Origin of the sequence: Labrys okinawensis, assembly GCF_047345005.1 — a bacterium.
In the GTDB taxonomy this organism is placed as follows: Bacteria; Pseudomonadota; Alphaproteobacteria; order Rhizobiales; family Labraceae; genus Labrys; species Labrys okinawensis.
In genome coordinates this window covers 6235499-6258495 of sequence record NZ_CP178864.1, presented here as the reverse complement: position 1 = coordinate 6258495, position 22997 = coordinate 6235499, and the positions used below count along the sequence as shown (strand labels likewise).

Here is a 22997-nt window from a genome sequence, read left to right as displayed (position 1 = left end):
CTACGACACTCAAGAGAGTGTCGGACGATCCGCTCTCCCACCTATCCCCTATTTGCGACCGCCACGCCGAGCGCCGCCACCAAGAGCCCCGCAACCTGAATAAGCGTGAGCGCCTCGCTGAACATGGCCCAGGCCATCACGGCCGAGACGCCGGGCACGAGGTAGAGCAGGGAGGCGACCTGGGCGACCGCGCCACGGCGGATCAGAACCATCAGGAGCAGGATGGCGCCGATCGACATGCCGAAGATCGACCAGAGCAGGCCCAGCCAGCCGGGCAGGGAAGTGGCGTCGAAACGGCCCTGTTCCGTGAGGGCGATGCCGATGAGGATTGGCACCAATGCGCCCGCATATTGCATGGCCGTGTTGGTGGTGAGGTCCGCGCCGCGTCCGCGGCTTTTCTGCCAGATCGTGCCGAGGGTGATGGCAGCCATGCCGGCGGCGCAGACGAGGAGCGGGACGACGGGAATGCCGCCATCGCCCGCCGCACCGAGCTTGGGCAGCAAGGTGAGGCCGGCGCCGAGCGCACCGATGGCAATGCCGAGCGCCCGCCTGCGTGAGACGTCCTCGCCGAGCAGAGGCTTGGAAAGCAGGCCTGTGAAGAGCGGCTGAAGGCCGGCGATCAGGGCCGAAATGCCCGAAGGCAGGCCGTGCGCGACGGCCCAGAACACACCGCCGAGATAAAGGCCATGGATGAGCATGCCGGCGACGAGGGCGTCGAGCCAACCCTTGGCGCTGCGCGGCCAGGGCGCACCGGCGAAAAGCGCGTAGGCAGCGAGCACGGCTCCGGCCGCGGCGAAGCGCAGGCCGAGAAAAGTCAGCGGCTCGGCATGCGGAGCGACAAGGCGCGCGGTCACGAAGCCGGTCGACCACAGCGGCACGAACAGCGCGGCGAGGGCGGCGGAGGGAATGCCCGGGCGCTGGGCGGTGGTGGTTTGGGCGACGGACATGGGCGCGAGAGGTGGGAGGTGAAGCGCGACTCGCCTCCCCCAGCTTCGTGGGGGAGGTCGCGCACACAACTTGTGTGCGCTGAAGTCGCGCCCTACGCCGCCTTCTTCTTGGCTTGCAGCAGCTTGCGGTTCACCAGCGCCTCGGCGATCTGGATCGCGTTGAGCGCCGCGCCCTTGCGCAGATTGTCGGAAACCACCCACATCGCCAAGCCATTCGGCACGGTGATGTCCTCGCGGATGCGGGAAATGTAGGTGGCGTCCTCGCCTGCCGCCTCATAGGGCGTGATGTAGCCGCCGGGCTCGCGCTTGTCGATGACGAGGCAGCCGGGCGCCGAGCGCAGGATGTCGCGCGCCTCGTCCGCCGTCACCGGCTTGGCGAACTCGATGTTCACGGCTTCCGAGTGGGAGATGAACACCGGCACGCGCACGCAAGTCGCGGTCAGCTTGATCTTGGGGTCGAGGATCTTCTTGGTCTCGGCCACCATCTTCCACTCTTCCTTCGTGTACCCGTCCTCCATGAAGACATCGATATGCGGGATCACGTTGAAGGCGATGCGCTTGGGGAATTTCTTGGGCGCGATCGCGTCGTTCACATAGACGGCCTTGGTCTGGGCGAAGAGCTCGTCGAGCCCTTCCTTGCCCGCGCCGGAGACCGACTGGTAGGTGGAAACGACCACGCGCTTGATACCGAAGCGGTCATGCAGCGGCTTCAGCGCCACTACGAGCTGCGCGGTGGAGCAGTTCGGATTGGCGATGATGTTCTTCTTCGAGAAGCCGACGATGGCATCGGCATTCACTTCCGGCACGATCAGCGGCACGTCGGCGTCGTAGCGCCAGGCCGAGGAATTGTCGATCACCACGCAGCCCTGCGCGCCGATCTTGGGGCTCCATTCCTTCGACACGTCGCCGCCAGCCGACATCAGGGCGATGTCGGTGTCGGAGAAGTCATAGGTGGCCAGGTCACGCGTTTTCAGCGTTTTTTCGCCATACGAAACTTCCGTGCCCAGGCTGCGGCGCGAAGCCAGCGCAACCACTTCATCGGCGGGGAACGCCCGCTCGGCCAGAATGTTCAGCATCTCGCGGCCCACATTGCCTGTGGCGCCCACGACGGCGACCTTGTAACCCACTGTACCAGTCCTTCTCCGTAAAACGTCTTGAGGATTGCCCGCCCTATATAGGAACGGCGCGCTGGCATATCACCGGGGGAATGTCGGATCAATTGAAATGCTAGCGCTCCAAGATCACTTCCGGCCGCTCACCAGGGCCAACACGAGCGCCCCCGCGCCTGCCGAGAGCAGCGAGCCCATCAGCACGCCGAGCTTGGTCTCGTCGAGGAGCGGCGCAGCGTCGGCATAGGCGAGGCCGCCGATGAACAGGCTCATGGTGAAGCCGATGCCGCACAGCAGCGCCACGCCGTAGACCTGGCCCCAGCCGGCATGTTCGGGCAGTTGCGCCCATTTCAGCCGGATCGCAAGGGCAGCGAACAGGAAGACGCCGATCTGCTTGCCGAGGAAGAGACCGAGCGTCACGCCGGAGGTTACGGGATCGGCGAGATTGGCGAGCGTCATGCCGCACAGCGCCACGCCGGCGTTGGCGAAGCCGAAGATGGGCACGATCAGATAGGTTACCCAGGGGTGCAGGCCATGTTCGAGCCGGTGCAGCGGCGTGTGCTCGCCGCTGTCCGATGGCCGCAGCGGGATGGTGAAGGCAAGCGCCACGCCCGCCAGCGTTGCATGCACGCCGGAAAGGAGGGTGAGCACCCACAGCACGGCGCCGAGCGCCAGATAGGCCGGCAGGAAGGTCACGCCGCGCCGGTTCATGACCGAGAGCACGACGAGCAGGGCGAGCGCCGCATTCAGCATCCAGATGTCGAGCTTGGCGGTGTAGAACAGCGCGATGATCACCACGGCGCCGAGATCGTCGATAATGGCGAGCGCGGTGAGGAACACCTTGAGCGAGGCCGGTACGCGTGGGCCGAGCAGCGCCAGCACGCCGAGCGCAAAGGCGATGTCGGTGGCGGACGGGATGGCCCAGCCCTTCAGCGTGTCGGAATGTCCCCAGTTCACAGCCACGAAGATCGCCGCCGGCACCACCATGCCCCCCAGCGCCGCGATGCCCGGCAGAGCCCGGCGCGGCCAGCTGGCGAGCTGGCCGTCGAGCACCTCGCGCTTGATCTCCAGCCCGACGAGCAGGAAGAACAGGGCCATCAGCCCGTCATTGATCCAGTGCAGCAGGCTGAGCGGCCCAATGGAGAGATGCAGAGCGTGGAAATAGGCCTCGTCGAGCGGCGAATTGGCGACGATCAACGCCAAAGCCGCCACTGCCATCAGGATGATGCCGCCCGCCGCTTCGGTGGCGAGGAAGCTGCGCAGGAAGGAACGGGGACGGGAGGGAGAATGCATGCGGGGCCGGGAATCCTGGAGCGCGGACTTCCAGTCCGCTCTTGAAACGATAACGTTGTAAAGGAAAATGCCGCGGTTGTTGAAACCGCGGCGTCCTTATTTCTATCGTTTGTGGCTCAGGAGCGGACTGGAAGTCCGCGCTCCCAGGATTTGCGCACCGGCTGGAAGTCTTACGCAAACGTCACGATCTCTTCCGGCTGGAAGCGCGGGCTGCGGGGGAAGAGCTTCTCGTCGTCGCCATAGCCGATATTGACCAGGATGTTCGACTTGAACTGCCCGTCCGGGAAGAATTCGGCGTCGACCTTGGCGCTGTCGAAGCCACCCATCGGACCGGCGTCGAGGCCAAGCGAGCGCAGGGCCAGGATGAAATAGGCGGCCTGCAGAGTGCCGTTGGTGTGGGCGCTGGCCTTCGCGAAGGCCTCGTTGCCGGCAAACCAGGACTTGGCGTCGGCATGGGGGAAGAGGCGGGGCAGATGCTCGTAGAACTTCAGGTCATAGGCGAGGATCGCGGTGACCGGGGCAGCCATGGTCTTGTCGACATTGCCAGGCGCCAGGGCGTCCTTAAGGCGGGCCTTGGCTTCCGGGCTGCGCACGAACACGACGCGCAGCGGCAGCTGGTTGGCCGAGGTCGGGCCCTGCAAGGTGATGTCGACAGCTTCCTTCAGGAGGGCGTCAGGCACGTGCCTGTCAAGGAAGGCGTTGTGGGTGCGGGCCTTGTAGAAGAGCTGGTCGAGCACGGCGGCATCGACGCGGCCCTTGAGGGCCGAACCGGCAGCACCGCCTTCGATGGCTTCGTTGCGCATGATGGTGTCTCCTTTGCATCGCAAGCTATATCGCGCTGCAAAACCATCACTTCAATTGGCCAAATTATGATGGTATCCATCTGTCGAAGTGATGGAAGAGCTTCCAATGATCGATTCCCTGACCCTGGACCAGCTTCGGATCCTGATAGCCGTGGCCGATGAGGGTAGCTTCTCGGGCGCCGCAAGGCGGCTCGGGCGTGTGCAGTCGGCCATCAGCCAGGCGGTGCAGACGCTGGAGAATACGCTCGGCCTCGCCTTGTTCGACCGTAGCGCCAAGAAGCCGGTGCTGACCGAGGCCGGCCGCTCCATCCTGATGGATGCCCGCCAGGTGATCGCCCGCACCGATACGCTACGCGCCCATGCCGGGTCGATCGCTGGGGGATGCGAGCCGGAGCTGGCGCTGTCGGTCGACCCGCTCTTTCCCCAACCGGTGCTGATCGAGAGCCTGAAGGCGCTGAGCCTCGCCTTTCCCTTTATGCCGGTGAAGCTGATCACGGAAGGCCTCGGCGGTCCGGAGCAGAGCCTGCGCGACGGCCATGTGCTCTTCGCCATCTATGCCCTGCTCGCCACCGGCTCGCGCGATCTCAATGTCGAGAAGCTCGTCGATGTCGAGATGATTCCGGTGGTGGCTGCCGATCATCCGATGGCCCAGGCCCCGGAACCCGTCAGCCAGGAGGTGGTGGAGGCCCAAACGCAGCTCGTGCTGATGGACCGCACGCCGCTGACCCAGAACATGCGTGGCAACATCTTCTCCACCCATGTCTGGCGCTTCGCCGACATCGCCACCAGGCTCGACTATCTCCTGGCCGGCTTCGGCTGGTGCCACATGCCGGCCTGGCTGGTGAACGGCGATATCGCCGCCGGCAGGCTGAAGCGCCTGCGGTTGGCGCAGAGCAACGGCGCCCGCATTGCCATGTATGTGGTCCGCCGCCATGGCCAGCACCTCGGCCCGGTCAGCCAGTGGTTGATCGAGGACCTGAGGAAGCGGCTGGGCGAGTAGCGCCGTGATGTCCGCGCTCCCAGTAAACCCCACCTTAACTCCCGCCCTCTAGCCTGTCCCTGGGCTTATGGTGTTGCGTTCCCGCTGATCTCGAATCCGTTCCGGATTGCCGCACCTTGTTGATTTGAGGCTTGGCAATGCGGACCATGCGACGCGGCTTTACACAGAGCTACGCTCTTCCCGACGAATTGAAGGGCATGCTCGCGCGCCGGCTCAACGAACTGCTGGGCATGGCGCTGATTGCCATGGCGGGGCTCGGGGCCATCGCGTTGGCCACCTGGTCGGTGCAGGATGCCAGCTACAACCATGTCGGCGGCGAATTGCCGATCCGCAACTGGCTCGGCTTCGGCGGCGCCGTGGTGGCCGATTTCCTCACCCAGATGCTCGGCATCGCTTCGATCGCGCTGCTGGCGCCGATCGCCATTCTGGGCTGGCGTCTGCTCGCTCACAAGGCCATCGATTCGCAGCGCATGCGCCTCATCTGCCTGGTGGTGGGCGTGCTGCTTGCCGCCGGCTTTGCCTCTGGCCTGCCGATCACCACGCATTGGCCGCTGCCGACCGGCCTCGGCGGCGCGGTGGGCGATTGGGCCTTCTACCTCTTCGCGCCCTTCCTGTTTGCGCGGCATTCCGTCGTCCTGCAAGGCATGCTGACGCTTCTGCTCGGCGCCGGCGCCATCGGAACGCTGGCGCTCGCCTCCGGCTTTTTCCTCCACTACACCGAGGAGGAGCGTCCGGCGCCGGAGCTGCCGATGCGCATTCGTGGCCAGCCCCGCCGTATCCGCGAGGAAGAGGAGGAGGACGACGAGCGCTCCGCCTTCCTCGGCCATGTGCTGCACTGGGGCCTGATGGCCAAGAGCGCCCTGTTCCGCAAGCGGGTGAAGGTGGTGCCGCAGCGCGTGGCTCCGCCGATGAACCGGCCCGGTGGCATTGCCGATCTCTTCGCCCGCGTGCGCGCCGCCGCCCAGCATTTCGGCCGTTCGCCCGACGACGCGGCAACCGCGCCCGTGCGCCGCGAGCCAGCCTTCACGCCGCGCACCGCTCCGCGCGCCGATGCTCGCCGCCCGCATGAGGCGATCTCGCTGGACGGGGAGGAACTGCCCGAGGCGGTCGACCAGTATTCCGGCAGCCGGGACAGCTACATGCCCTATGCCGACGAGGATGACGACGAGGCGCCGCTGGCCCGTCCCGCGAAACGCCCCCTGATGAGCGCGGAGGAAGCGGCCCAGCGTGCGGCGCCTGCCATCACCACCACGCGCGTCGGCCAGCCTGCAGCCGCGCCCAAGCAGGGTAAGCGCATCGTTCGCGAGAGCGAGCCGGACTTTCCCTTCGAGCATCGCTATGAGCTGCCACCCCTCACTCTGTTGTCAGAGCCCAAGCGGCAGGTCGGCACCACGGTGTCACAGGATGCGCTCGAGCAGAATGCTCGTCTCCTTGAAGGCGTGCTGGAAGACTTTGGCGTGCGTGGCGAGATTATCAATGTGCGACCAGGCCCCGTTGTTACGCTCTATGAGCTGGAGCCGGCGGCCGGCATCAAGTCCTCCCGCGTCATCGGCCTTGCCGACGACATCGCCCGCTCGATGTCGGCCCTCTCGGCCCGCGTCGCGGTGGTTCCTGGCCGAAACGTCATCGGCATCGAGCTGCCGAACGCCAAGCGCGAGATGGTCTATTTTCGAGAGCTTCTGGGCTCGGAGGATTTTGAGAAGTCTCGCTACAAGCTGGCGCTGGGCCTCGGCAAGACCATCGGTGGCGAACCGGTGATTGCCCAGCTCGAGAAGATGCCGCATCTGCTGGTCGCCGGCACCACCGGCTCGGGCAAGTCGGTAGCTATCAACACCATGATCCTGTCGCTTCTCTACCGACTCAAGCCGGACGAGTGCCGCATGATCATGGTCGATCCGAAGATGCTGGAGCTTTCCATCTATGACGGCATCCCGCATCTGCTGGCGCCCGTCGTCACCGACATGAAGAAGGTGGTGCTCGCCTTGAAATGGGCGGTGCGCGAGATGGAAGAACGCTACAAGAAGATGGCCAAGCTCGGCGTGCGTAACATCGATGGCTACAATCAGCGTGCCGCCGAGGCGAAAGCCAAGGGCGAGGCCGTGCTGCGCACCGTGCAGACCGGTTTCGACAAGGAGACGGGACAGGCGCTCTACGAGCAGGAGGAGATGGACCTCTCGCCCGTGCCCTATATCGTCATTGTCGTCGACGAAATGGCCGACCTGATGATCCAGGAGGGCAAGAATGTCGAAGGGCCGATCCAGCGCCTGGCCCAGATGGCACGAGCCGCCGGTATCCACCTGATCATGGCGACGCAGCGTCCTTCGGTCGACGTCATCACCGGCACGATCAAGGCGAACTTCCCCACCCGCATCTCCTTCCAGCTCACCACCAAGATCGACAGCCGCACCATCTTGGGCGAGCAGGGCGCCGAGCAGCTCCTCGGCCAGGGCGACATGCTGCACATGGCCGGCGGTGGCCGCATCTCCCGCGTGCACGGCCCCTTCGTCTCCGACGAGGAGGTGGAGAAGGTGGTCACCCATCTCAAAGCCCAGGGCCGTCCCGACTATCTCGACTCCATCACGGCGGACGAGGACGAGGGGGGCGGTGACGAGGATGCTGCCGACGGCGCCGTGTTCGACAAGGGGGCCTTTGGCGCCGAGGATGGCGGCGACCTCTACGAGCAGGCCAAGAAGGTCGTGATGCGCGACAAGAAGTGCTCGACCTCCTACATCCAGCGCCGCCTGCAGATCGGCTACAACCGCGCCGCTTCGCTGGTGGAGCGCATGGAAAAGGACGGCATCGTCGGCCCGGCGAACCATGCCGGCAAGCGCGAGATCCTGGTCTACAGCCGCGATGTCAGGAACGCGGACGATGGTGACGAGATGGAGGACGAGGAATAGGCGTTGTGGCTGGGACGTCGCGCCGTCCTGCCAATCGTCACGCCCGCTTGAACCGCAGTGCCGACCAGTCTTCGTCCACCGCGATCGAGGCCACCGTATCGAGCCCATGGTCCGGCACGAGATTGTGGATGATGTCGCGGCTGAGATCGCCCTTCAGCTTCGAGGTGAGCTTGGGATAGGCGATCCACAGGATGGCGTCCGTCCGCATCGCCGGCAGGTTGGCCGCCAGGCTTGTCAGCAACCCGGCCTTGTCCCGCACGAACAGCAGCGCTACCTCGGCCTCGGCGAGCGGTGCCCGCGCGCCCTCGATGGCGGCATCCAGATGTGCCGGCGCGTCAAGCACCGCCAGGCGTCGCGCACCCTTGACCTGCAGCTTTTCGGCGATGCTCTTCTCCGCCATCACGCCGCTCTTTTCAGCGTCGCGTCCCGCGCGGCCTTGAAGATGGCTGCCTGCTCGCGCAGGTCCGGATCCTCCGTGGGGCGGCGCGAGGGAATCATCCAGCCGCCGCCCACGGCGAGGATGTTACGCACTGCGCCATAGACGGCGAGCTTGCCGGCATGGATGCCGCCCGTGGTGACGAAGCCGACATCCTCGAAGATGTTGGCGTAGTCGGAGAGCACGGCGAGCCCGTTCGAAGCCTCGGAAGGGTAGTATTTCAGGAGCGTATAACCCCATTCGCGCGCCTGCATCACCTCGGAAGCGGTGAGGGCGCCGGGCATGTGGAGGAGGCCGGCGGCCGTGACGGCCTCGTGGAGCGCAGGGGTTAGGCCAGGGCTCACGGTGAAGGCTGCGCCGGCGTCGACAGCCAGCCTTACATGGCCTTCATGCAGCAGCGTGCCGGCGCCGAAGATGCAGGTGGGGTGGCGCATCCGGGCCCTGCGGAGCACCTCCGGCGCCTGGGGGGTGCGAAACAGGATCTCGATCACCGGGGCGCCTTCCTCCACCAGCCCGTCGATGTCGGCGAGGCCTTCGTCGATGGACCGCACAGGCATCACCGGCAGGATGGGGAAGGCGGCGATGCGTTCTTTCAATTCGGCGCTGTTCATACGGTTTCCTCCAAGACTTGTACGACGACTTGCAGGGCCGCTTCCACTTCCTCCCGCGTGGGCGTGCCGAGGCGCCCGCCGAAGCTGCGGCATTTCAGGGCGGCAGCTGCATTGGCGAAGGCGATCGCCCGCGGGATCGGCGCGCCTTCCGCGATGGCGAGGGTGAAGGCGCCGTGAAAGACATCGCCGGCTGCCAGCGTGTCGACCACCTCGACCGCTGGCGGGCGCAGCCGGCGCACCTGTCCGCTTTCGCGCTCCAGCCAGTAGCAACCCTCCTGTCCGGCGGTAACGGCGAGGAAACCGTCAAGTTGTCCGGTGAGGGCCTTCAGCGCGTCCCGCGGCGTTCCCGCGCCGCTGAAGGCGAGGGCTGCAGGTTCGGAGAATACGATATGGCTCGCCAGATCAGCCAGTTCCCCGATCACCGCCTGCGGCCCGGTATCGGCATCGAGTACGGCCGGCTTGCCGGCGGCGCGGGCCGCCTTCAGCACCGCCGCCGCGCCCTCCGGCCAGCGTATGTCGACCAGCGCGGCGTCGGCGCGGGCGACAAGGTCTAGCGGCAGCCAGGACGGGTCCTTGCCGAGCGCCGGATCGTAATAGGGCACCACCAGCCGCTCGCCCGTCTTGTCGATCAGCACGGTGCAGATGGGCGAATGCACGTCTCTGGCGCGACGCACGAAGCGGCAGTCGATGCCGGCGGCGGAGAGATCGCCGACAATGCGCTCGCCCACCCCGTCATCGCCCACGCGCGAAAACAGGGTGGCCCGGCCGCCAAGCTTGGCCACCGCCGCCGCGGCGCTTGCCGCCATGCCATGCGCGACCTCGACTGCATGCAGCGGCAGCACCTTGCCGGGGCCGGTCGGCAGCTTCTCCATCCGGAAGATGGAATCGAAGGAAGCCGCGCCGCTGCACACGACATGCGCCTGTTTGCGGGGGAACTCGAACACGGCCGCTCCTGCCTCATTAGAATGATGATTCGTCATAGCATTGCCAAAGAGAGCGGGGAAAGCACCCGCGACTTTTTCGCCCTCGACGCCGCCGCTTCTCCAGCCTAGACTCCTTAGATGGCTTCCTTTTTCTACATCCTCGTCCCCTTCGCCATCCTCGCCGTCGCCATCGTGCTCGGCATGGGCCTGCACAACATGATGAAGGGCGGCGACGGCCAGCGCTCGCAGAAGCTGATGCAGTTGCGCGTGCTCCTCCAGGCGGTGGCGATCGTCATCATCATGGCGGCGATCTATTTCGCTCATAGATAGATTGCCGACTAGGGGCTCTACCTTTGCGAGCACTCAGGCGTTGCATCTGTGCATCAAGATTGGCATATGCCTGCGGCTTCTAGCTAAAAACGCTTGGCGAACACATTCTCTCTGCTACCGTGCGCGGAATCAGAAGGATGTCAGTCCATGCGTTACGTCCTTTCCGCGGTCTTTATTCTGCTTCTAACGGTCGTTGTTGCGCATGCGCAGGACGCGACCGCGGCTTCTTTCGGAGCCGACGCCTTCATCAATGAACTGCGCTTCGGCGGGTTGCTGCACGACCTCACCAGCCCCGAGAAGAGCACTGGGCCGGATATCAATGCCGAAATCCTGTTCGCCAAGCCCTGGGGCGGCGAGCAGACATGGTGGCTGCCGCGACCCAATCTCGGCACCACGCTGAATTTCGGCGGAGGAACCTCGACCGTCTATGCGGGTCTTGCCTGGCAGTACAACATCACGCAGAACATTTTCGTGGAAGGCGATTTCGGCGGCAGCCTCAACAATTATTCCGAGGATGGCGCCAACCGCAGCGATCTTGGTTGCCACGCGCTGTTCCGGGAATCGGGGAGCCTGGGCTACGATATCAATGAGCACTGGCGCATCATGGCCACAGTCGAGCACAATTCGAACGCCGGCCTGTGCGATCACAATCGCGGCCTGACGAATTACGGCATGCGTGTGGGCTATAAGTTCTAGGCCGGGAACGCTGGATTGCAGCGACATGTTCTCATGTCGCGATGTCCGCTCTTCCTTTATCCTTGGGCGAGTCGTCTCTAAGAGCGGACAGGATGTCCGCGCTCCCAGGGCATTTCATGGTTCGCCTCAACAAGATCTACACCCGCACCGGCGATGACGGCTTGACCGGGCTTGGCACCGGCGAGCGCCGCTCGAAGGCGGATCTGCGCGTCGAGGCGTATGGCACGGTGGACGAGGCCAATGCCGCCGTCGGGCTCGCCCGACAATATAGCGGCCGCGAGTACGGCGAGATCGACGCGATGCTCGCCCGCATCCAGAACGATCTGTTCGATCTCGGCGCGGACCTTTGCACCCCCGAGGGCGGCGAGAAGGAGATCACCTGGACGCCGCTGCGTATTGCCCAGAGCCAGGTCGACCGTCTCGAGCAGGAGATCGATGCCATGAACGCCGCGCTGCCGGCGCTGAAGAGCTTCGTCCTGCCTGGCGGCACGCCCTGCGCGGCCCATCTCCACCTTGCCCGAACCGTGAGCCGGCGGGCCGAACGGGTGATGGTGGCACTCTCCCACACCGCCGGCGAAATCGTCTCGCCCGAGGCGCTGCGCTATATCAACCGCCTGTCGGACCACCTGTTCGTGGCGAGCCGGTATCTGAACCACAAGGCAAGCGGGGATGTCCTGTGGGTGCCGGGGGAGAACAGGTAGGCTGGTCATCCCTGGGATCGCAGGCATCTTTGCCTGCCCCACCTTTCCGGTAAGCGCATCGTTGCCACCGGCAGGCTGTCGTCACAACCATCGGGATGGTTGTGGCTGAGGTGCCAGCGATCCCAGGGAGGTCCGCGTTCCCAGGATGCTCGCCTTACGTGCATTTAATCCTTGCCGGCCCTATCCACGCCGAATTTCGCCATCTTTCATTTACCTTGATGATTCATGATCGCGCCTATGAAAAAATCGCTCCTGCCTGCATTTGCCCTTCTTGCCCTTTCGGCCCTGCCGGCCTCGGCGGCGTCTTTCCAGTCCTGCCTGGCCGCCATCGGGGCGCGGGCGCAGGCAGCCGGCGTCTCGCCTTCGGTGTTCGCACGCCAGACGAACGGACTTCAGCCCGACATGACCGTCATCGACGCCATGAACAAGCAGCCCGAGTTCAAGACGGCGATCTGGGACTACATGGCCGGCCTCGTCGATGCCCAGCGCGTCGCCGACGGCAAGCAGATGATGTCGAAATATGCCTCGGTGCTGGCCGGCGTGCAGCGGCGCTACGGGGTCGATCCCGCCACGGTGGTGGCGGTGTGGGGCGTCGAGAGCAATTATGGCGAGAGCCCGGGCACGCGCCCGCTTGTGCAATCGCTGGCGACGCTCTCCTGCTATGGCGGCCGCCGGCAGGGCTATTTCATGGGCGAACTCATCGCCACGCTGAAGATCATTCAGCGCGGCGACGTCAATCCCGATCATCTCGTCGGCTCCTGGGCCGGCGCCTTCGGCAACACCCAGTTCATGCCTTCCACCTTCCTGCGCCTCGCCGTGGATGGCGATGGCGACGGTCGCCGCGATGTGGTGGATTCGGTGCCGGATGCGCTCGCCTCCACTGCCAACTACCTCGCCCATTCCGGCTGGCAGCCCGGCGCGCGCTGGGGCTATGAGGTGCGCCTGCCGGCCAGCTTCAAGCCGGGCCTCGCCGGCCGGACCAAGAAGCGTCCTCTCTCTTCATGGGCGTCGATGGGCGTGACGCGCATCGACGGTTCTGCGCTCAGCGGCGGCGGCAGTGCCGCTATCCTGCTGCCGGCCGGCCCGCGCGGGCCGGCCTTCGTGGTCTTCCGCAACTTCGATGTGATCTATTCCTACAACGCCGCCGAATCCTACGCGTTGGCGATCGCCAATCTCTCCGACCGCATCAAGGGCGGCGGGCCCATCGTGACGCCCTGGCCAACGGAAGATCCCGGCCTCTCGCGTGCCCAGCGCAAGGAATTGCAGGCCTTGCTGATCCGATCGGGCTATGACGTCGGCACCCCCGATGGTTCGATTGGTGACAAGACCATCGAGGCCATCAAGAGCGCCCAGCGCCGCCTCGGCCTGCCGGTCACGGGGCATCCCGGCGTGCAGATACTGCAGGCCTTGCGCAAGGGCTGATGCACCGATGGAGGTATCGGAAAGCCCTGTCCCGTCTCACGTCCCGGTCACGAGTTCCGGTGTATCGGAATTACAACAAACCGCATGAATCCGCGCCAAACTCGCAGTGAGGAGCGGATTCGCCGATTGGAGTAGGCGATTTTCGCTGCGTCTTATGCGATATTGCATAGGAGTGCGATTGCACCTGCGGCTTATCATCCCTAGAATAGTGCCGTTAAACGTTGTAGAAACGATCCATGTCGACCACCGTCATCAATATTGATCGCTCCGCCAAGCCCGCCTCGCCCGAGCCGAATGCCTCGCGCGACCAGCTTCCCGTCCGCGACCACCAGCGTACCGGCTGCCCGTTCCACGACGTGCGCTCGATGCTTCGCGATGTCGGCCTGCGGCCCACCCGCCAACGCCTGGCACTCGGCTGGCTGCTGTTCCAGAAGGGCGATCGGCACATCACTGCCGAAATCCTGCATGACGAGGCCTCCAAGGCCCGCGTGCCGGTGTCTCTGGCCACGGTCTACAACACACTGCACCAGTTCACCGAAGTTGGCCTGCTGCGTGAATTCGCTGTTGACGGCTCAAAGACCTATTTCGACACCAACGTCCATGAGCACCACCACTATTTCGTCGAAGGCGACAATGAAGTGCTCGACATTCCCGGCGAAGTCGGCATGGCCCAGATGCCGGAGGTCCCGGAAGGCTATGAGATCGCCCGCGTCGACGTGATCGTACGCTTGCGGCGCAAGGAAGGTTGAAGGCCTCCAAAGATTTTTAGGTTATCGCGCGGCGCACCTTGGTGCGCCGTTTGTTTTTTGCACCCTGTCCTTATATATAGTCACTATAGTCGCAATAGTCATGAGAGGGCAGATGTCCGCTTCAGCAATTGAAGATGTGTGGACGGTTGCCGGCGCCAAGGCTCGGCTCTCGGAAGTGATGGAGCGCGCCCAGAACGACCCACAAACCATCACGCGCAACGGCAAGCCCAGTGTTGTTGTGGTTTCGGTCGAAGAATGGCAACGCAAAACGCAGAGGCGCGGCAGCTTGGCGGAGTTCTTGCTCAAGTCGCCGCTCAGGGGCAGTGAGCTCGACCTCGACCGGGTCAGGGATGAACCGGGCGAGTCCTTGCTTTGAGAATGCTGCTCGATACCAATGTCCTGTCCGAGGTTCGTCGAGTGAAGCCAGACTTGGGCGTCTTGCGATGGCTGGACGAACTCGATGAGGACAGAACCTTCGTCAGTGTGATCTCGCTAGCCGAGATCCGTCGAGGAATCGCGCTCATGGACGAAGGCAGGCGGAAAACTGAGCTCGCAGCTTGGCTTGCTCATGATCTGCCGCAGCGTTTTGCCGGCCGGGTACTGTCCGTAAACACAGATGTCGCCCTCGCTTGGGGCGATCTCATGGGCCACGCAAGGAAGAAAGGCGTCGGGCTTGCCAGTCTCGATGCCTTCATCGCTGCGACGGCGCACGCCCATGGCCTCGTCCTGGCTACGCGCAATATCAATGATTTCCAAGGCTTCGGCTTGGATCTCCTCAATCCTTGGGACTGATCTCTCCGCGATGTGCAAGCGATCCGAATGGACCGAGAACGGCCTTCAGACGTTCTTTCAGCTTAGCGCCTCAAAAGATCCAGCGCGCCGAGAGACACGAGCGTCGCGGCCAGCACTGTCACCGCATAGATCAGGCTGTGGCGCCAGTTCTCCAGCGGGGAGTGGCGGCGCAGGCGCTGCGGGCGGGCCAGCATGAAGGCGGCGATCAACAGCACCACCACCAGCCCGCCATGCTGGCTGCCGGTCGCGAGGTCGTGCAGGAGGACCATGCTGGAGATCAGCAGGGTCGGAAACCAGGCGTGCCGGAATTCGGTGCGGAGCGAGGCAAAGAGCTGAGTCAGAGGGGGCATGGAATGCTCGCGGGCAGTCGTTTTCTTTAAATATCGGCGTGGTTTCGAGGTAGGAGCCAAATGCGGCACCAAGATGCTGTGCCAATGGTCATAAAGCGAAATTGCCTGCCAAAATCGGAGCTCTTGCGGCAAATGCGGGGTTAAAGTTAAGGAAGTGTGAATCTTCGTGGGGAAGCTCCAGCGTTGCGCCCTCTGCCAAAAGGACCTCAAGTCCCGCAAGCGAGATCCGCACCTCATGCAGCCCAGTTCTGCGATCGTAAGCAATTTACCGCACGGCAGTAGCGGCTTTCCTGGAATCCTTCTATAAACACCGCATACCGCGCCGCACAAACTCCCCCGCGAGCGCGAATTCCACTGACGTATCATAGGTTTGGGGTTGTCCACCCAGCCTTTTTCAGGGAACCTGCCATGGCATCGCTCGACAGCTTCAAAGCCCGCAAGACACTGCAAGTGGGCGCGAAGACCTACACCTATTATTCCTTGAAGGCGGCCGAGGCGAATGGCCTCTCCGGCATCTCCGCCCTGCCTGTCTCGATGAAGGTGCTGCTCGAGAATCTCCTGCGCTTCGAGGATGGCCGCTCCGTCTCCAAATCCGACATCGAGGCGGTCGCCGCCTTCCTGGTCAATCGCGGCAAGGCCGAACGCGAAATCGCCTTCCGCCCCTCCCGCGTGCTGATGCAGGACTTCACCGGCGTTCCCGCGGTGGTCGACCTTGCCGCCATGCGCGACGCAATGAAGGCGCTGGGCGGCGATCCCACCCGCATCAACCCGCTGGTGCCGGTGGATCTGGTCATCGACCATTCGGTCGTGGTCGACTATTTCGGCAACAACGATGCCTTCAAGAACAATGTTGCCCGCGAGTATGAGCAGAACCAGGAGCGCTACCGCTTCCTGAAGTGGGGCCAGTCGGCCTTCGACAATTTCCGCGTGGTGCCGCCGGGCACCGGTATCTGCCATCAGGTCAACCTCGAATATCTCGCCCAGACCGTGTGGACGAAGGACGAGGATGGCACGACGCTTGCCTATCCCGACACTGTGGTCGGCACCGACAGCCACACGACCATGGTCAACGGTCTCGGCGTGCTCGGCTGGGGCGTCGGCGGCATCGAGGCCGAGGCGTCCATGCTGGGCCAGCCCAATTCCATGCTGATCCCCGAGGTAATCGGCTTCCGTCTCACCGGCCGCCTGCCGGCTGGCGTCACCGCCACCGACCTCGTGCTCACCGTTACCCAGATGTTGCGCAAGAAGGGCGTGGTCGGCAAGTTCGTCGAGTTCTTCGGCCACGGCCTCGACCACATGACGCTTGAGGACAAGGCCACCATCGGCAACATGGCGCCCGAATATGGCGCGACCTGCGGCTTCTTCCCCGTCGACGCCGAGACGCTGCGCTATCTCGACAAGTCCGGCCGCACCCCCGATCGCATCGCGCTCGTGGAAGCCTATTGCAAGGACCAGGGCATGTTCCGCACGGCGGGCAGCCCCGATCCAGTCTTCACCGACATCCTCGAGCTAGACCTAGCCACCGTGCTGCCTTCCCTCGCCGGTCCCAAGCGCCCGCAGGACCGCGTGCTGCTCTCCGACGCCAAGGCAGGCTTCCTCACCGCGCTCGATGGCGAGTTCAAGAAGCCCGGCGAAGCTGGCAAGACGGTGCCCGTGGCCGGCACCGACTATGCCATCGGCCATGGCGCGGTGACCATCGCCGCCATCACCTCCTGCACCAACACCTCCAACCCCTCCGTGCTTGTCGCCGCGGGGCTGCTCGCCCGCAAGGCCGCGGCCAGGGGCCTGAAGTCGCGCCCCTGGGTCAAGACCTCGCTCGCCCCGGGATCGCAGGTTGTGGAGGCCTATCTGGCGCAGTCCGGCCTGCAGAAGGATCTCGATGCTCTCGGCTTCAACCTGGTGGGCTTCGGCTGCACCACTTGCATCGGCAATTCCGGCCCACTGCCGGAGCAGATTTCCGAGGCTGTCAACAAGGGTGATCTCGTCGGCGCCGCCGTGCTTTCGGGCAACCGCAATTTCGAGGGGCGCGTCAATCCGGACGTGAAGGCAAATTACCTGGCTTCCCCACCGCTGGTGGTGGCCTATGCGCTGGCGGGCTCGCTGCAGGTCGATCTCACCATTGAGCCGCTCGGCCCCGGCTCGGATGGCAAGCCGGTCTTCCTTTCCGACATCTGGCCCGACGGCGCGGAAATCCAGGCCATAATCGACCAGTTCGTCACCAAGGCAATGTTCGTCGAGAAATACGCCGATGTGTTCAAGGGCGACGAGAACTGGCGGAAGATCTCAGCTCCTTCGGGCCAGACCTATGCCTGGGACGAGCGCTCGACCTATGTGCAGAACCCGCCTTATTTCACGGGCATGACCAAGACGCCGGTGCCGCCGACCGACATCCACAATGCGCATATTCTTGGCCTCTTCCTCGACTCGATCACCACCGACCACATTTCGCCGGCCGGTTCCATCAAGGCGGCGAGCCCGGCGGGCGAATATCTCAGGGACCATCAGGTTCGTCCGGTCGACTTTAACCAATATGGCACGCGGCGCGGCAACCATCAGGTGATGATGCGCGGCACCTTCGCCAACATCCGCATCAAGAACCAGATGCTGGCGGGCGTGGAGGGCGGCTTCTCCATCCATTATCCGGATGGAGAACAGGCGCCGATCTACGACGTCGCCATGAAGTACAATGCCGAGGGCGTGCCGCTGGTGGTCTTCGCCGGCAAGGAATACGGCACCGGATCTTCGCGCGACTGGGCGGCCAAGGGCACCAACCTCCTCGGCGTGCGCGCCGTGATCGCGCAGAGCTTCGAGCGCATCCACCGCTCCAACCTTGTCGGCATGGGCGTTGTGCCCTTCACCTTCGCCGAAGGCACCTCCTGGCAGAGCCTGGGCTTGAAGGGGGACGAGACCGTGACCATCAACGGCATCGAGACGATCAGGCCGCGCGCGGTGATCGAAGCCGAAATCAAGAAGGCCGACGGCTCGGTGGTGAAGACGCCGCTGCTCTGCCGCATCGATACGCTGGACGAGCTCGACTACTTCAAGAATGGCGGCATCCTGCAGTTCGTGCTGCGCAACCTGGCGGCGTAACCTGGGAGCGCGGACGTCCTCGTCCGCTCTTCCTTAATAACAAGCGTGGCGGTGTCGGATAAGGCTCCGTCACTTTCTGCAATGTTGTCGTTTCAAGAGCGGACGAGGACGTCCGCGCTCCCAGGACACCATGATCCCAGACAGTCTCATAGCCGGCTACAAATCCTTTCTCGGCGACCGCTTTGCCCGGGAGCGCCAGCGTTATGAGACCCTGGCGGAAGCCGGGCAGAGTCCGGAGATTCTCATCATCGGCTGCTGCGACTCCCGTGTCTCCCCGGAAGTGATCTTCGATGCCGGCCCGGGCGAGCTCTTCGTGGTGCGCAACGTCGCCAACATCGTGCCACCCTACGAGACCAGCGGCCAGTTCCACGGTACCAGCGCGGCCATCGAGTTCGCGGTCGAAGCGCTCAAGGTCAAGCATATCGTGGTGATGGGCCATGCCAGCTGCGGCGGTATCCGCTCCTTCGCCCAAAAGAGCGCGCCACTTTCCTCGGGCGATTTCATCGGCAAATGGATGTCGATCATCGCTCCGGCCGCCGATACGCTGGAGGACCCCGGCGAGGTGCCGTCAGAAGACTACATGGCGCGCCTCAATTTGGCGGCCGTCGAGCAGAGCCTTGCCAATCTGATGACCTTCGGCAGCGTCCGCCGCCGCGTCAATGCCGGTGAGATGGAACTCCATGGCGCCTATTTCGGCGTGGCGACGGGACATCTTCTGGTGCGGGATCCGAAGACCCATCGCTTCGAGCCGATGGTCAAGGACGTCGGCGTGCCGCCTTCGCTGTTTGGGAGCTATTGAGGGACGGACAGGCGCGGAACCAGGACCGCACGAGCCAGTTCGATATCGAACTCGCCATCGTCTCGCGGCCTCCGAATACTATGTGTGCCGTTAAGTCAGGCTTGGCAATATAGCAAGATCCTGCCTCTCTCTTTATGACTTCCTGATACGACACCCGCTAAAATACTATGCAATCCTTATTTGGCTCGCGTGGCCGACAAAGGTAAAATGCGGGCGTTATCGGTTCCCTGGAGCCAGTCTTCGAAAGCAAAACCGCTACCATAGCCTGTATCGAACGAGCCTGGCTGCCGCGAAAACCTGCATGCGGCCTTCGGTCGATCCCATCCCCGTTATCACTATGACCACATTCACCATCCGTAAGCTGGATCTCGTCTCACGCGTGACGGTCCATATCTTCATCGTCGAGCTTGTCAGTGCCGCGTTCCTTGCCGCCTCGAGTCCGACGGGCTTCCTTTCCGGTTTCACGAGCACGCTCGTCATGATCGCTGTTCTCCAGGCCCTGCTGGCGCTGGCGGCAAGGCGGCGGCCGCCGGCGGCCTCGCTCCACGAATGGGACGGTGTCGCCTGGCTGCTCCTCGTGGCAAGCGGCTGCCACCTCCTCGCCGGTTGAGGCAGTTTCAAAGATGCTCGCAGGCCGAAGTCGCTGCTTCGAAGCTGGCAAGGCCTGGCAGAACCGTGGAGCCCAAAGCGGGGCAATGAGCTGGTTCTGCAGGCGTGGTTATCTGGGCCTGCAGCGTGGAAAGATCCTGCCTCGCCGGCAGTGAGCCCTGGTCGGCGGCCTTCTGGAGCCAGAATGCGGCCTGCTTATCATCCCGTACCGCGCTGCTGGCTTTCATGAACGTGCGCCCAAGATTGATCTGAGCCGTTGCATAGCCGTGGTCTGCCGCCTTCTGCAGCCAATACACGGCCTGTTTGTCATCCTGCGGGATGCCGTCGCCGGTCATGTACATGTAGCCGAGGTTGTTCTGCGCCTCGACGACACCTTGTTCGGCTGCTTTGCGAAACCAGAAAGCGGCTTGGGTATGGTCGGTCAAGCCAGCTACGCCCTGGATATAGAAATTACCGAGATATGTTTGCGCCGGGGCGCTGCCCTGAGCTGCTGCCTTGATAGCCCAATTGGCGGCCTGTCGCATATCTTTGGAGATGCCATTGCCGTTCGCATAGAGCGATATGAGATTGAGCTGCGCAGTGAGGTCGCCCTGATCTGCAGCCTTTTTCAGCCAGATCTCCGCTTCCTTGACATCCGGCGCCACGCCTCGACCCGTCATATAGAAAAGGCCAAGCATGCCCTGGGCGAGCGGCCGCCCCTGTTCGGCGGCCTTGCGGTACCATAGAGCAGCTTGGCTATCATCCTTGTCGACACCCTCGCCCTGCTCGTAAAGATGGGCCAACAAGGTTTGCGCGTCGGCTTGTCCGCCTTCCGCGGCCTTGCGGAGCCAACCGGCCGCCGTACTACCGCTCTTTGGGACGCCGTCGCCTATCCAATATATACGGCCCAGCAAAAATTGGGCATCCACCGAGCCTTGATCCGCGGCCTTGACGAACCAGACGATGGCCTGCGGCGTGTCTTTCGGCACCGTATCGCCGTTGAGATACATGCGGCCAAGATTGAGCTGGGCATCCAACTGCCCGTGATCGGCGGCCTGGCGAAGCCAGGCATTGGCTTCGACCCTGTCTTGCTGGCCCGGCGTAGCCGAGAGTTCCATCTCACCCAAGCTGGCCTGAGCGGGCGCATAGCCCTGCTCGGCGGCTTTTCTGGTCCAGTAGACAAGTTGGGTCTGATCTCGAGGAATGTCGGAATTGCCGGAATAGAGGGATGCCAGATTGATCTGTGCCGGCAGATCGCCATGTTCGGCGGCCGGCTCCAGCCAGGTCAGCGCTTCCTTGGCGTCCTGAGGCACGCCTGTGCCGGTCATATACATGTAGCCGAGCGCGCTCTGCCCTTTCACATGCCCTAGTACGGCCGCCTTTCGGAGCCAGAAGGCTGCCTGCATCGGGTCCTTCGCCACGCCGAGGCCATTTGCATAGGCAAGGCCGAGATTGGTCTGGGCCTCAATATCGCCGCTCATCGCGGCCTTCCGGAACAGGGAGGCGGCCTGTGCTTCGTCTTTCGCCACACCTTTGCCCTGAGCGTAGATCACGCCCAGGTCATTCTGTGCACCGGCGTTCCCCTGCTCGGCCGCCTCTCGCAGCAGGTTGAGGGACTGGACCTCACCCCCGGTGGTAAGGTCTCCGCTCTTCGGCAACATGCTCAGCATATATTGGGCTTGCGAGACGCCCTGCGCTGCGGCCTTCTCAAGCCAGAAACGGGCTTGCGTCGCATCCTTGGGGACGCCCTGCCCCTGAAGGTAGAGCGAGGCCATTGCCAATTGCGAGCCGGCATTACCCTTCTCGGCTGCCTTGCGGTACCACAACGCTGCCGCGGTCTGATCTGGCATGACGCCGTTGCCGCTGCCATAGATATAGCCGAGGCGGCCTTCGCCACCGGGATCACCAGACAGCGCCGCCCGGTAGGCCCAGTCATAGGCTTTCCGCGCGTCGATCGGAACGTCTTCACCGCCGTGCAGGTAGATATCGCTCAGATTGTCCATGGCGTGCACGTTTCCGCCACCGGCTGCCTTCTCGTACCAACCAATCGCCTCGCCGATATTGCGCGACACGCCCCTGCCATTGGCCTCGATGGCTCCCATGATGAATTGCGCCTCTGGCATGCCCTTCTTCGCGGCGTCGCTGTACCAACCGATGGCGGGCGAATAGTCTTGGAGGGCTGCTAACTTATCGGCTGGCAGCACACCCATATTGTTGCCGTTGCGCAGTTCGTTCTCGCGCGAACCGACCGCGAGTCTCCACGATGCCGCCTTGCTCTCATCCCGTGGCATGCCACGTCCCTGCGAATAGGAAACAACGAGTTGCGCCTGTGCGGGTGCAAAACCAGCCCGCCCGGCGATAAGCAGCCAGCGAGCGGCCTCAACGTCGTTCTTCGGCACCCCCAGCCCGTTTGCATAGATCGCCGCAAGGTTCATCTGGGCCGCAACATTTCCCCTCTGTGCCGCGAGGCGGTACAATCTGTTGGCTTCCGGCCAATCGATGGGCACGCCGCGCCCCTGGGCGTAGAGCGTGCCGAGATTGTTTTGGGCGGCCGGCAATCCCTGGGCCGCCGCCCTGCCATACCAGAGAAGGGCGTCCGGCGGGTTGGGGGCCATACCCTGGCCGCGGTCGCAATCGAGCCCCAGCATGTATTGTGCTACGGCATCGCCCTTGTCGGCCAGCGGCTGCAGCCTGTCGCGAACGGCCTGGTACTCAGGGGAGCTGTAGTTCACGATGCCATACTGGGGCTTGTCGTCTGCCCACGCCGCGAGGGGGAGCAGGACGAGCAAAGCACTCAAGGCGAAAAGTCTTTTTGCCATACCCCAACCGCGCCACATTACTTCCATGATATATAGAAGTATCGTAAAGTCAGGCAAATGCAACGAGAGATTCCGTTAGGGTAGAAGCGTGTCAGCGTTATCGATGTGTATGCAGCAGGGACACATCTCGGAAGATGTCCGAGATGCCGATCGGGCCTTGCGTCGCATGGGGGATCCCATCCAAACGCTGCGAAATCAAAGACTCTACAACGGCGGCAGCCGCCGCCTCACCGGCTGGGACTTTACGATCGAGCTGTTCGTCTCCGCCCTGTCGATGATGCGGTCGAGGATCTCGTCGAGTTGGTTGATCGAGGTGAGGTGCAGACGGGCGATGAAACAGTCGTCGCCCGTGACCTTGTCGCATTCGGTAAATTCCGGGATCTCCTCGATGAGCTGCTGAACGCGGTGGAGCTGGCCTGGCAGCGGGCGGATGCGCACGATGACCTGCAGCGTGTAGCCGAGAGCCGCCGGATCGAGATCCACCGTGAAGGCGCGGATTACGCCACGCTCCTCCAGGCGCTTCAGGCGTTCGGAGGCGCTGGGAGAAGAGAGATTCACCTTTGCCGCCAGCTCCTTCAGCGAAATCCGCGCATCCTCCGCCAGGATTTCGACGATGCGTCGGTCGAGATCATCGAGCAC

At 63.7% G+C, this 22997-nt stretch carries 22 protein-coding genes; 12 read left to right on the top strand and 10 right to left on the bottom strand.

The window, feature by feature from the left end:
- Positions 1 to 41: 41 nt before the first annotated feature.
- From ACMDCR_RS29030 to ACMDCR_RS29015, 4 genes are all read right to left on the bottom strand, one after another.
- Positions 42 to 947, bottom strand: a complete 906-nt coding sequence (locus ACMDCR_RS29030) for a DMT family transporter (RefSeq protein WP_413989929.1) — start codon at positions 945 to 947, stop codon at positions 42 to 44.
- Positions 948 to 1039: 92 nt separating this feature from the next.
- The gene (locus ACMDCR_RS29025) at positions 1040 to 2074 is read right to left on the bottom strand and encodes an aspartate-semialdehyde dehydrogenase (RefSeq protein ID WP_413989928.1); all 1035 of its coding nucleotides are present in this window, start codon (positions 2072 to 2074) and stop codon (positions 1040 to 1042) included.
- A gap of 114 nt (positions 2075 to 2188) precedes the next feature.
- Positions 2189 to 3349: a Na+/H+ antiporter NhaA gene (gene nhaA / locus ACMDCR_RS29020; protein ID WP_413989927.1), complete on the bottom strand. Its 1161-nt coding sequence runs from the start codon at positions 3347 to 3349 to the stop codon at positions 2189 to 2191.
- Between the two features lie 170 nt (positions 3350 to 3519).
- On the bottom strand, positions 3520 to 4152 hold the full coding sequence (locus ACMDCR_RS29015) for a malonic semialdehyde reductase (protein WP_413989926.1): 633 nt from the start codon (positions 4150 to 4152) through the stop codon (positions 3520 to 3522).
- A gap of 106 nt (positions 4153 to 4258) precedes the next feature.
- Here ACMDCR_RS29015 and ACMDCR_RS29010 point away from each other — a divergent pair, with 106 nt between their 5' ends.
- Positions 4259 to 5152: a LysR family transcriptional regulator gene (locus ACMDCR_RS29010; RefSeq protein WP_413989925.1), complete on the top strand. Its 894-nt coding sequence runs from the start codon at positions 4259 to 4261 to the stop codon at positions 5150 to 5152.
- A 137-nt stretch (positions 5153 to 5289) separates the two neighbouring features.
- Positions 5290 to 8052 (top strand): DNA translocase FtsK, encoded by a 2763-nt coding sequence (locus ACMDCR_RS29005; protein WP_413989924.1) that lies wholly within the window; start codon positions 5290 to 5292, stop codon positions 8050 to 8052.
- 37 nt (positions 8053 to 8089) lie between these two features.
- Here ACMDCR_RS29005 and ACMDCR_RS29000 read toward each other — a convergent pair whose 3' ends face one another.
- From ACMDCR_RS29000 to ACMDCR_RS28990, 3 genes are read right to left on the bottom strand one after another with little or no spacing between them, the layout of a single operon-like run.
- Positions 8090 to 8452, bottom strand: coding sequence for a hypothetical protein (locus ACMDCR_RS29000; protein WP_413989923.1), 363 nt, complete (start codon positions 8450 to 8452; stop codon positions 8090 to 8092).
- A complete protein-coding gene (gene eda / locus ACMDCR_RS28995) occupies positions 8452 to 9099 on the bottom strand; it encodes a bifunctional 4-hydroxy-2-oxoglutarate aldolase/2-dehydro-3-deoxy-phosphogluconate aldolase (RefSeq protein WP_413989922.1) in 648 nt (215 codons plus the stop codon). Before eda ends, ACMDCR_RS29000 begins: the two co-directional genes overlap by 1 nt.
- Positions 9096 to 10043 (bottom strand): PfkB family carbohydrate kinase, encoded by a 948-nt coding sequence (locus ACMDCR_RS28990; protein ID WP_413989921.1) that lies wholly within the window; start codon positions 10041 to 10043, stop codon positions 9096 to 9098. Before ACMDCR_RS28990 ends, eda begins: the two co-directional genes overlap by 4 nt.
- A gap of 117 nt (positions 10044 to 10160) precedes the next feature.
- On the opposite strand from ACMDCR_RS28990, the gene ACMDCR_RS28985 reads away from it, so the two are divergent.
- The 7 genes from ACMDCR_RS28985 (at position 10161) to ACMDCR_RS28955 (ending at position 14712) form a co-directional block, all read left to right on the top strand.
- A complete protein-coding gene (locus tag ACMDCR_RS28985) occupies positions 10161 to 10352 on the top strand; it encodes a twin transmembrane helix small protein (protein ID WP_284315583.1) in 192 nt (63 codons plus the stop codon).
- Positions 10353 to 10499: 147 nt separating this feature from the next.
- Positions 10500 to 11048, top strand: a complete 549-nt coding sequence (locus tag ACMDCR_RS28980) for an acyloxyacyl hydrolase (RefSeq protein ID WP_413989920.1) — start codon at positions 10500 to 10502, stop codon at positions 11046 to 11048.
- Between the two features lie 116 nt (positions 11049 to 11164).
- Entirely contained in the window at positions 11165 to 11749 is a 585-nt protein-coding gene (locus ACMDCR_RS28975) for a cob(I)yrinic acid a,c-diamide adenosyltransferase (RefSeq protein ID WP_413993759.1), read from the top strand.
- A 225-nt stretch (positions 11750 to 11974) separates the two neighbouring features.
- Positions 11975 to 13171, top strand: a complete 1197-nt coding sequence (locus ACMDCR_RS28970; RefSeq protein ID WP_413989919.1) for a lytic murein transglycosylase — start codon at positions 11975 to 11977, stop codon at positions 13169 to 13171.
- A 236-nt stretch (positions 13172 to 13407) separates the two neighbouring features.
- Entirely contained in the window at positions 13408 to 13920 is a 513-nt protein-coding gene (gene irrA / locus ACMDCR_RS28965) for an iron response transcriptional regulator IrrA (protein WP_413989918.1), read from the top strand.
- A 112-nt stretch (positions 13921 to 14032) separates the two neighbouring features.
- Complete coding sequence (locus ACMDCR_RS28960; RefSeq protein ID WP_413989917.1) at positions 14033 to 14296, top strand: type II toxin-antitoxin system prevent-host-death family antitoxin; 264 nt, start codon at positions 14033 to 14035, stop codon at positions 14294 to 14296.
- Positions 14293 to 14712 carry a type II toxin-antitoxin system VapC family toxin gene (locus ACMDCR_RS28955; RefSeq protein ID WP_413989916.1) on the top strand — a complete coding sequence of 140 codons (420 nt, stop codon included), beginning with the start codon at positions 14293 to 14295 and terminating at the stop codon, positions 14710 to 14712. The genes ACMDCR_RS28960 and ACMDCR_RS28955 overlap by 4 nt, the downstream gene beginning before the upstream one ends.
- A 62-nt stretch (positions 14713 to 14774) precedes the next feature.
- Here the strand turns inward: ACMDCR_RS28955 and ACMDCR_RS28950 are convergent, their stop codons facing one another.
- Complete coding sequence (locus ACMDCR_RS28950; RefSeq protein WP_413989915.1) at positions 14775 to 15062, bottom strand: hypothetical protein; 288 nt, start codon at positions 15060 to 15062, stop codon at positions 14775 to 14777.
- A 408-nt stretch (positions 15063 to 15470) separates the two neighbouring features.
- Between ACMDCR_RS28950 and acnA the strand changes: the two genes are divergently transcribed.
- From acnA to ACMDCR_RS28935, 3 genes are all read left to right on the top strand, one after another.
- Entirely contained in the window at positions 15471 to 18152 is a 2682-nt protein-coding gene (gene acnA, locus ACMDCR_RS28945) for an aconitate hydratase AcnA (protein WP_413989914.1), read from the top strand.
- Positions 18153 to 18282: 130 nt separating this feature from the next.
- The gene (locus ACMDCR_RS28940; RefSeq protein ID WP_413989913.1) at positions 18283 to 18951 is read left to right on the top strand and encodes a carbonic anhydrase; all 669 of its coding nucleotides are present in this window, start codon (positions 18283 to 18285) and stop codon (positions 18949 to 18951) included.
- A 337-nt stretch (positions 18952 to 19288) separates the two neighbouring features.
- Positions 19289 to 19561, top strand: a complete 273-nt coding sequence (locus tag ACMDCR_RS28935; protein ID WP_413989912.1) for a hypothetical protein — start codon at positions 19289 to 19291, stop codon at positions 19559 to 19561.
- A gap of 7 nt (positions 19562 to 19568) precedes the next feature.
- On the opposite strand, the gene ACMDCR_RS28930 is transcribed toward ACMDCR_RS28935, so the two are convergent.
- Together ACMDCR_RS28930 and ACMDCR_RS28925 are read right to left on the bottom strand one after the other, a co-directional pair.
- Positions 19569 to 22337 carry an SEL1-like repeat protein gene (locus tag ACMDCR_RS28930; protein ID WP_413989911.1) on the bottom strand — a complete coding sequence of 923 codons (2769 nt, stop codon included), beginning with the start codon at positions 22335 to 22337 and terminating at the stop codon, positions 19569 to 19571.
- A 225-nt stretch (positions 22338 to 22562) separates the two neighbouring features.
- Positions 22563 to 22997 carry an Lrp/AsnC family transcriptional regulator gene (locus ACMDCR_RS28925; RefSeq protein WP_413989910.1) on the bottom strand — a complete coding sequence of 145 codons (435 nt, stop codon included), beginning with the start codon at positions 22995 to 22997 and terminating at the stop codon, positions 22563 to 22565.

Coding starts and splice junctions, on each gene's coding strand:
- ACMDCR_RS29030 (WP_413989929.1), bottom strand. CDS start 947: ATGTCCGTCGCCCAAACCACCACCGCCCAGCGCCCGGGCATTCCCTCC.
- nhaA (WP_413989927.1), bottom strand. CDS start 3,349: ATGCATTCTCCCTCCCGTCCCCGTTCCTTCCTGCGCAGCTTCCTCGCC.
- ACMDCR_RS29015 (WP_413989926.1), bottom strand. CDS start 4,152: ATGCGCAACGAAGCCATCGAAGGCGGTGCTGCCGGTTCGGCCCTCAAG.
- ACMDCR_RS29010 (WP_413989925.1), top strand. CDS start 4,259: ATGATCGATTCCCTGACCCTGGACCAGCTTCGGATCCTGATAGCCGTG.
- ACMDCR_RS29005 (WP_413989924.1), top strand. CDS start 5,290: ATGCGGACCATGCGACGCGGCTTTACACAGAGCTACGCTCTTCCCGAC.
- ACMDCR_RS29000 (WP_413989923.1), bottom strand. CDS start 8,452: ATGGCGGAGAAGAGCATCGCCGAAAAGCTGCAGGTCAAGGGTGCGCGA.
- eda (WP_413989922.1), bottom strand. CDS start 9,099: ATGAACAGCGCCGAATTGAAAGAACGCATCGCCGCCTTCCCCATCCTG.
- ACMDCR_RS28985 (WP_284315583.1), top strand. CDS start 10,161: ATGGCTTCCTTTTTCTACATCCTCGTCCCCTTCGCCATCCTCGCCGTC.
- ACMDCR_RS28980 (WP_413989920.1), top strand. CDS start 10,500: ATGCGTTACGTCCTTTCCGCGGTCTTTATTCTGCTTCTAACGGTCGTT.
- ACMDCR_RS28975 (WP_413993759.1), top strand. CDS start 11,165: ATGGTTCGCCTCAACAAGATCTACACCCGCACCGGCGATGACGGCTTG.
- ACMDCR_RS28970 (WP_413989919.1), top strand. CDS start 11,975: ATGATCGCGCCTATGAAAAAATCGCTCCTGCCTGCATTTGCCCTTCTT.
- irrA (WP_413989918.1), top strand. CDS start 13,408: ATGTCGACCACCGTCATCAATATTGATCGCTCCGCCAAGCCCGCCTCG.
- ACMDCR_RS28960 (WP_413989917.1), top strand. CDS start 14,033: ATGTCCGCTTCAGCAATTGAAGATGTGTGGACGGTTGCCGGCGCCAAG.
- ACMDCR_RS28950 (WP_413989915.1), bottom strand. CDS start 15,062: ATGCCCCCTCTGACTCAGCTCTTTGCCTCGCTCCGCACCGAATTCCGG.
- acnA (WP_413989914.1), top strand. CDS start 15,471: ATGGCATCGCTCGACAGCTTCAAAGCCCGCAAGACACTGCAAGTGGGC.
- ACMDCR_RS28940 (WP_413989913.1), top strand. CDS start 18,283: ATGATCCCAGACAGTCTCATAGCCGGCTACAAATCCTTTCTCGGCGAC.
- ACMDCR_RS28935 (WP_413989912.1), top strand. CDS start 19,289: ATGACCACATTCACCATCCGTAAGCTGGATCTCGTCTCACGCGTGACG.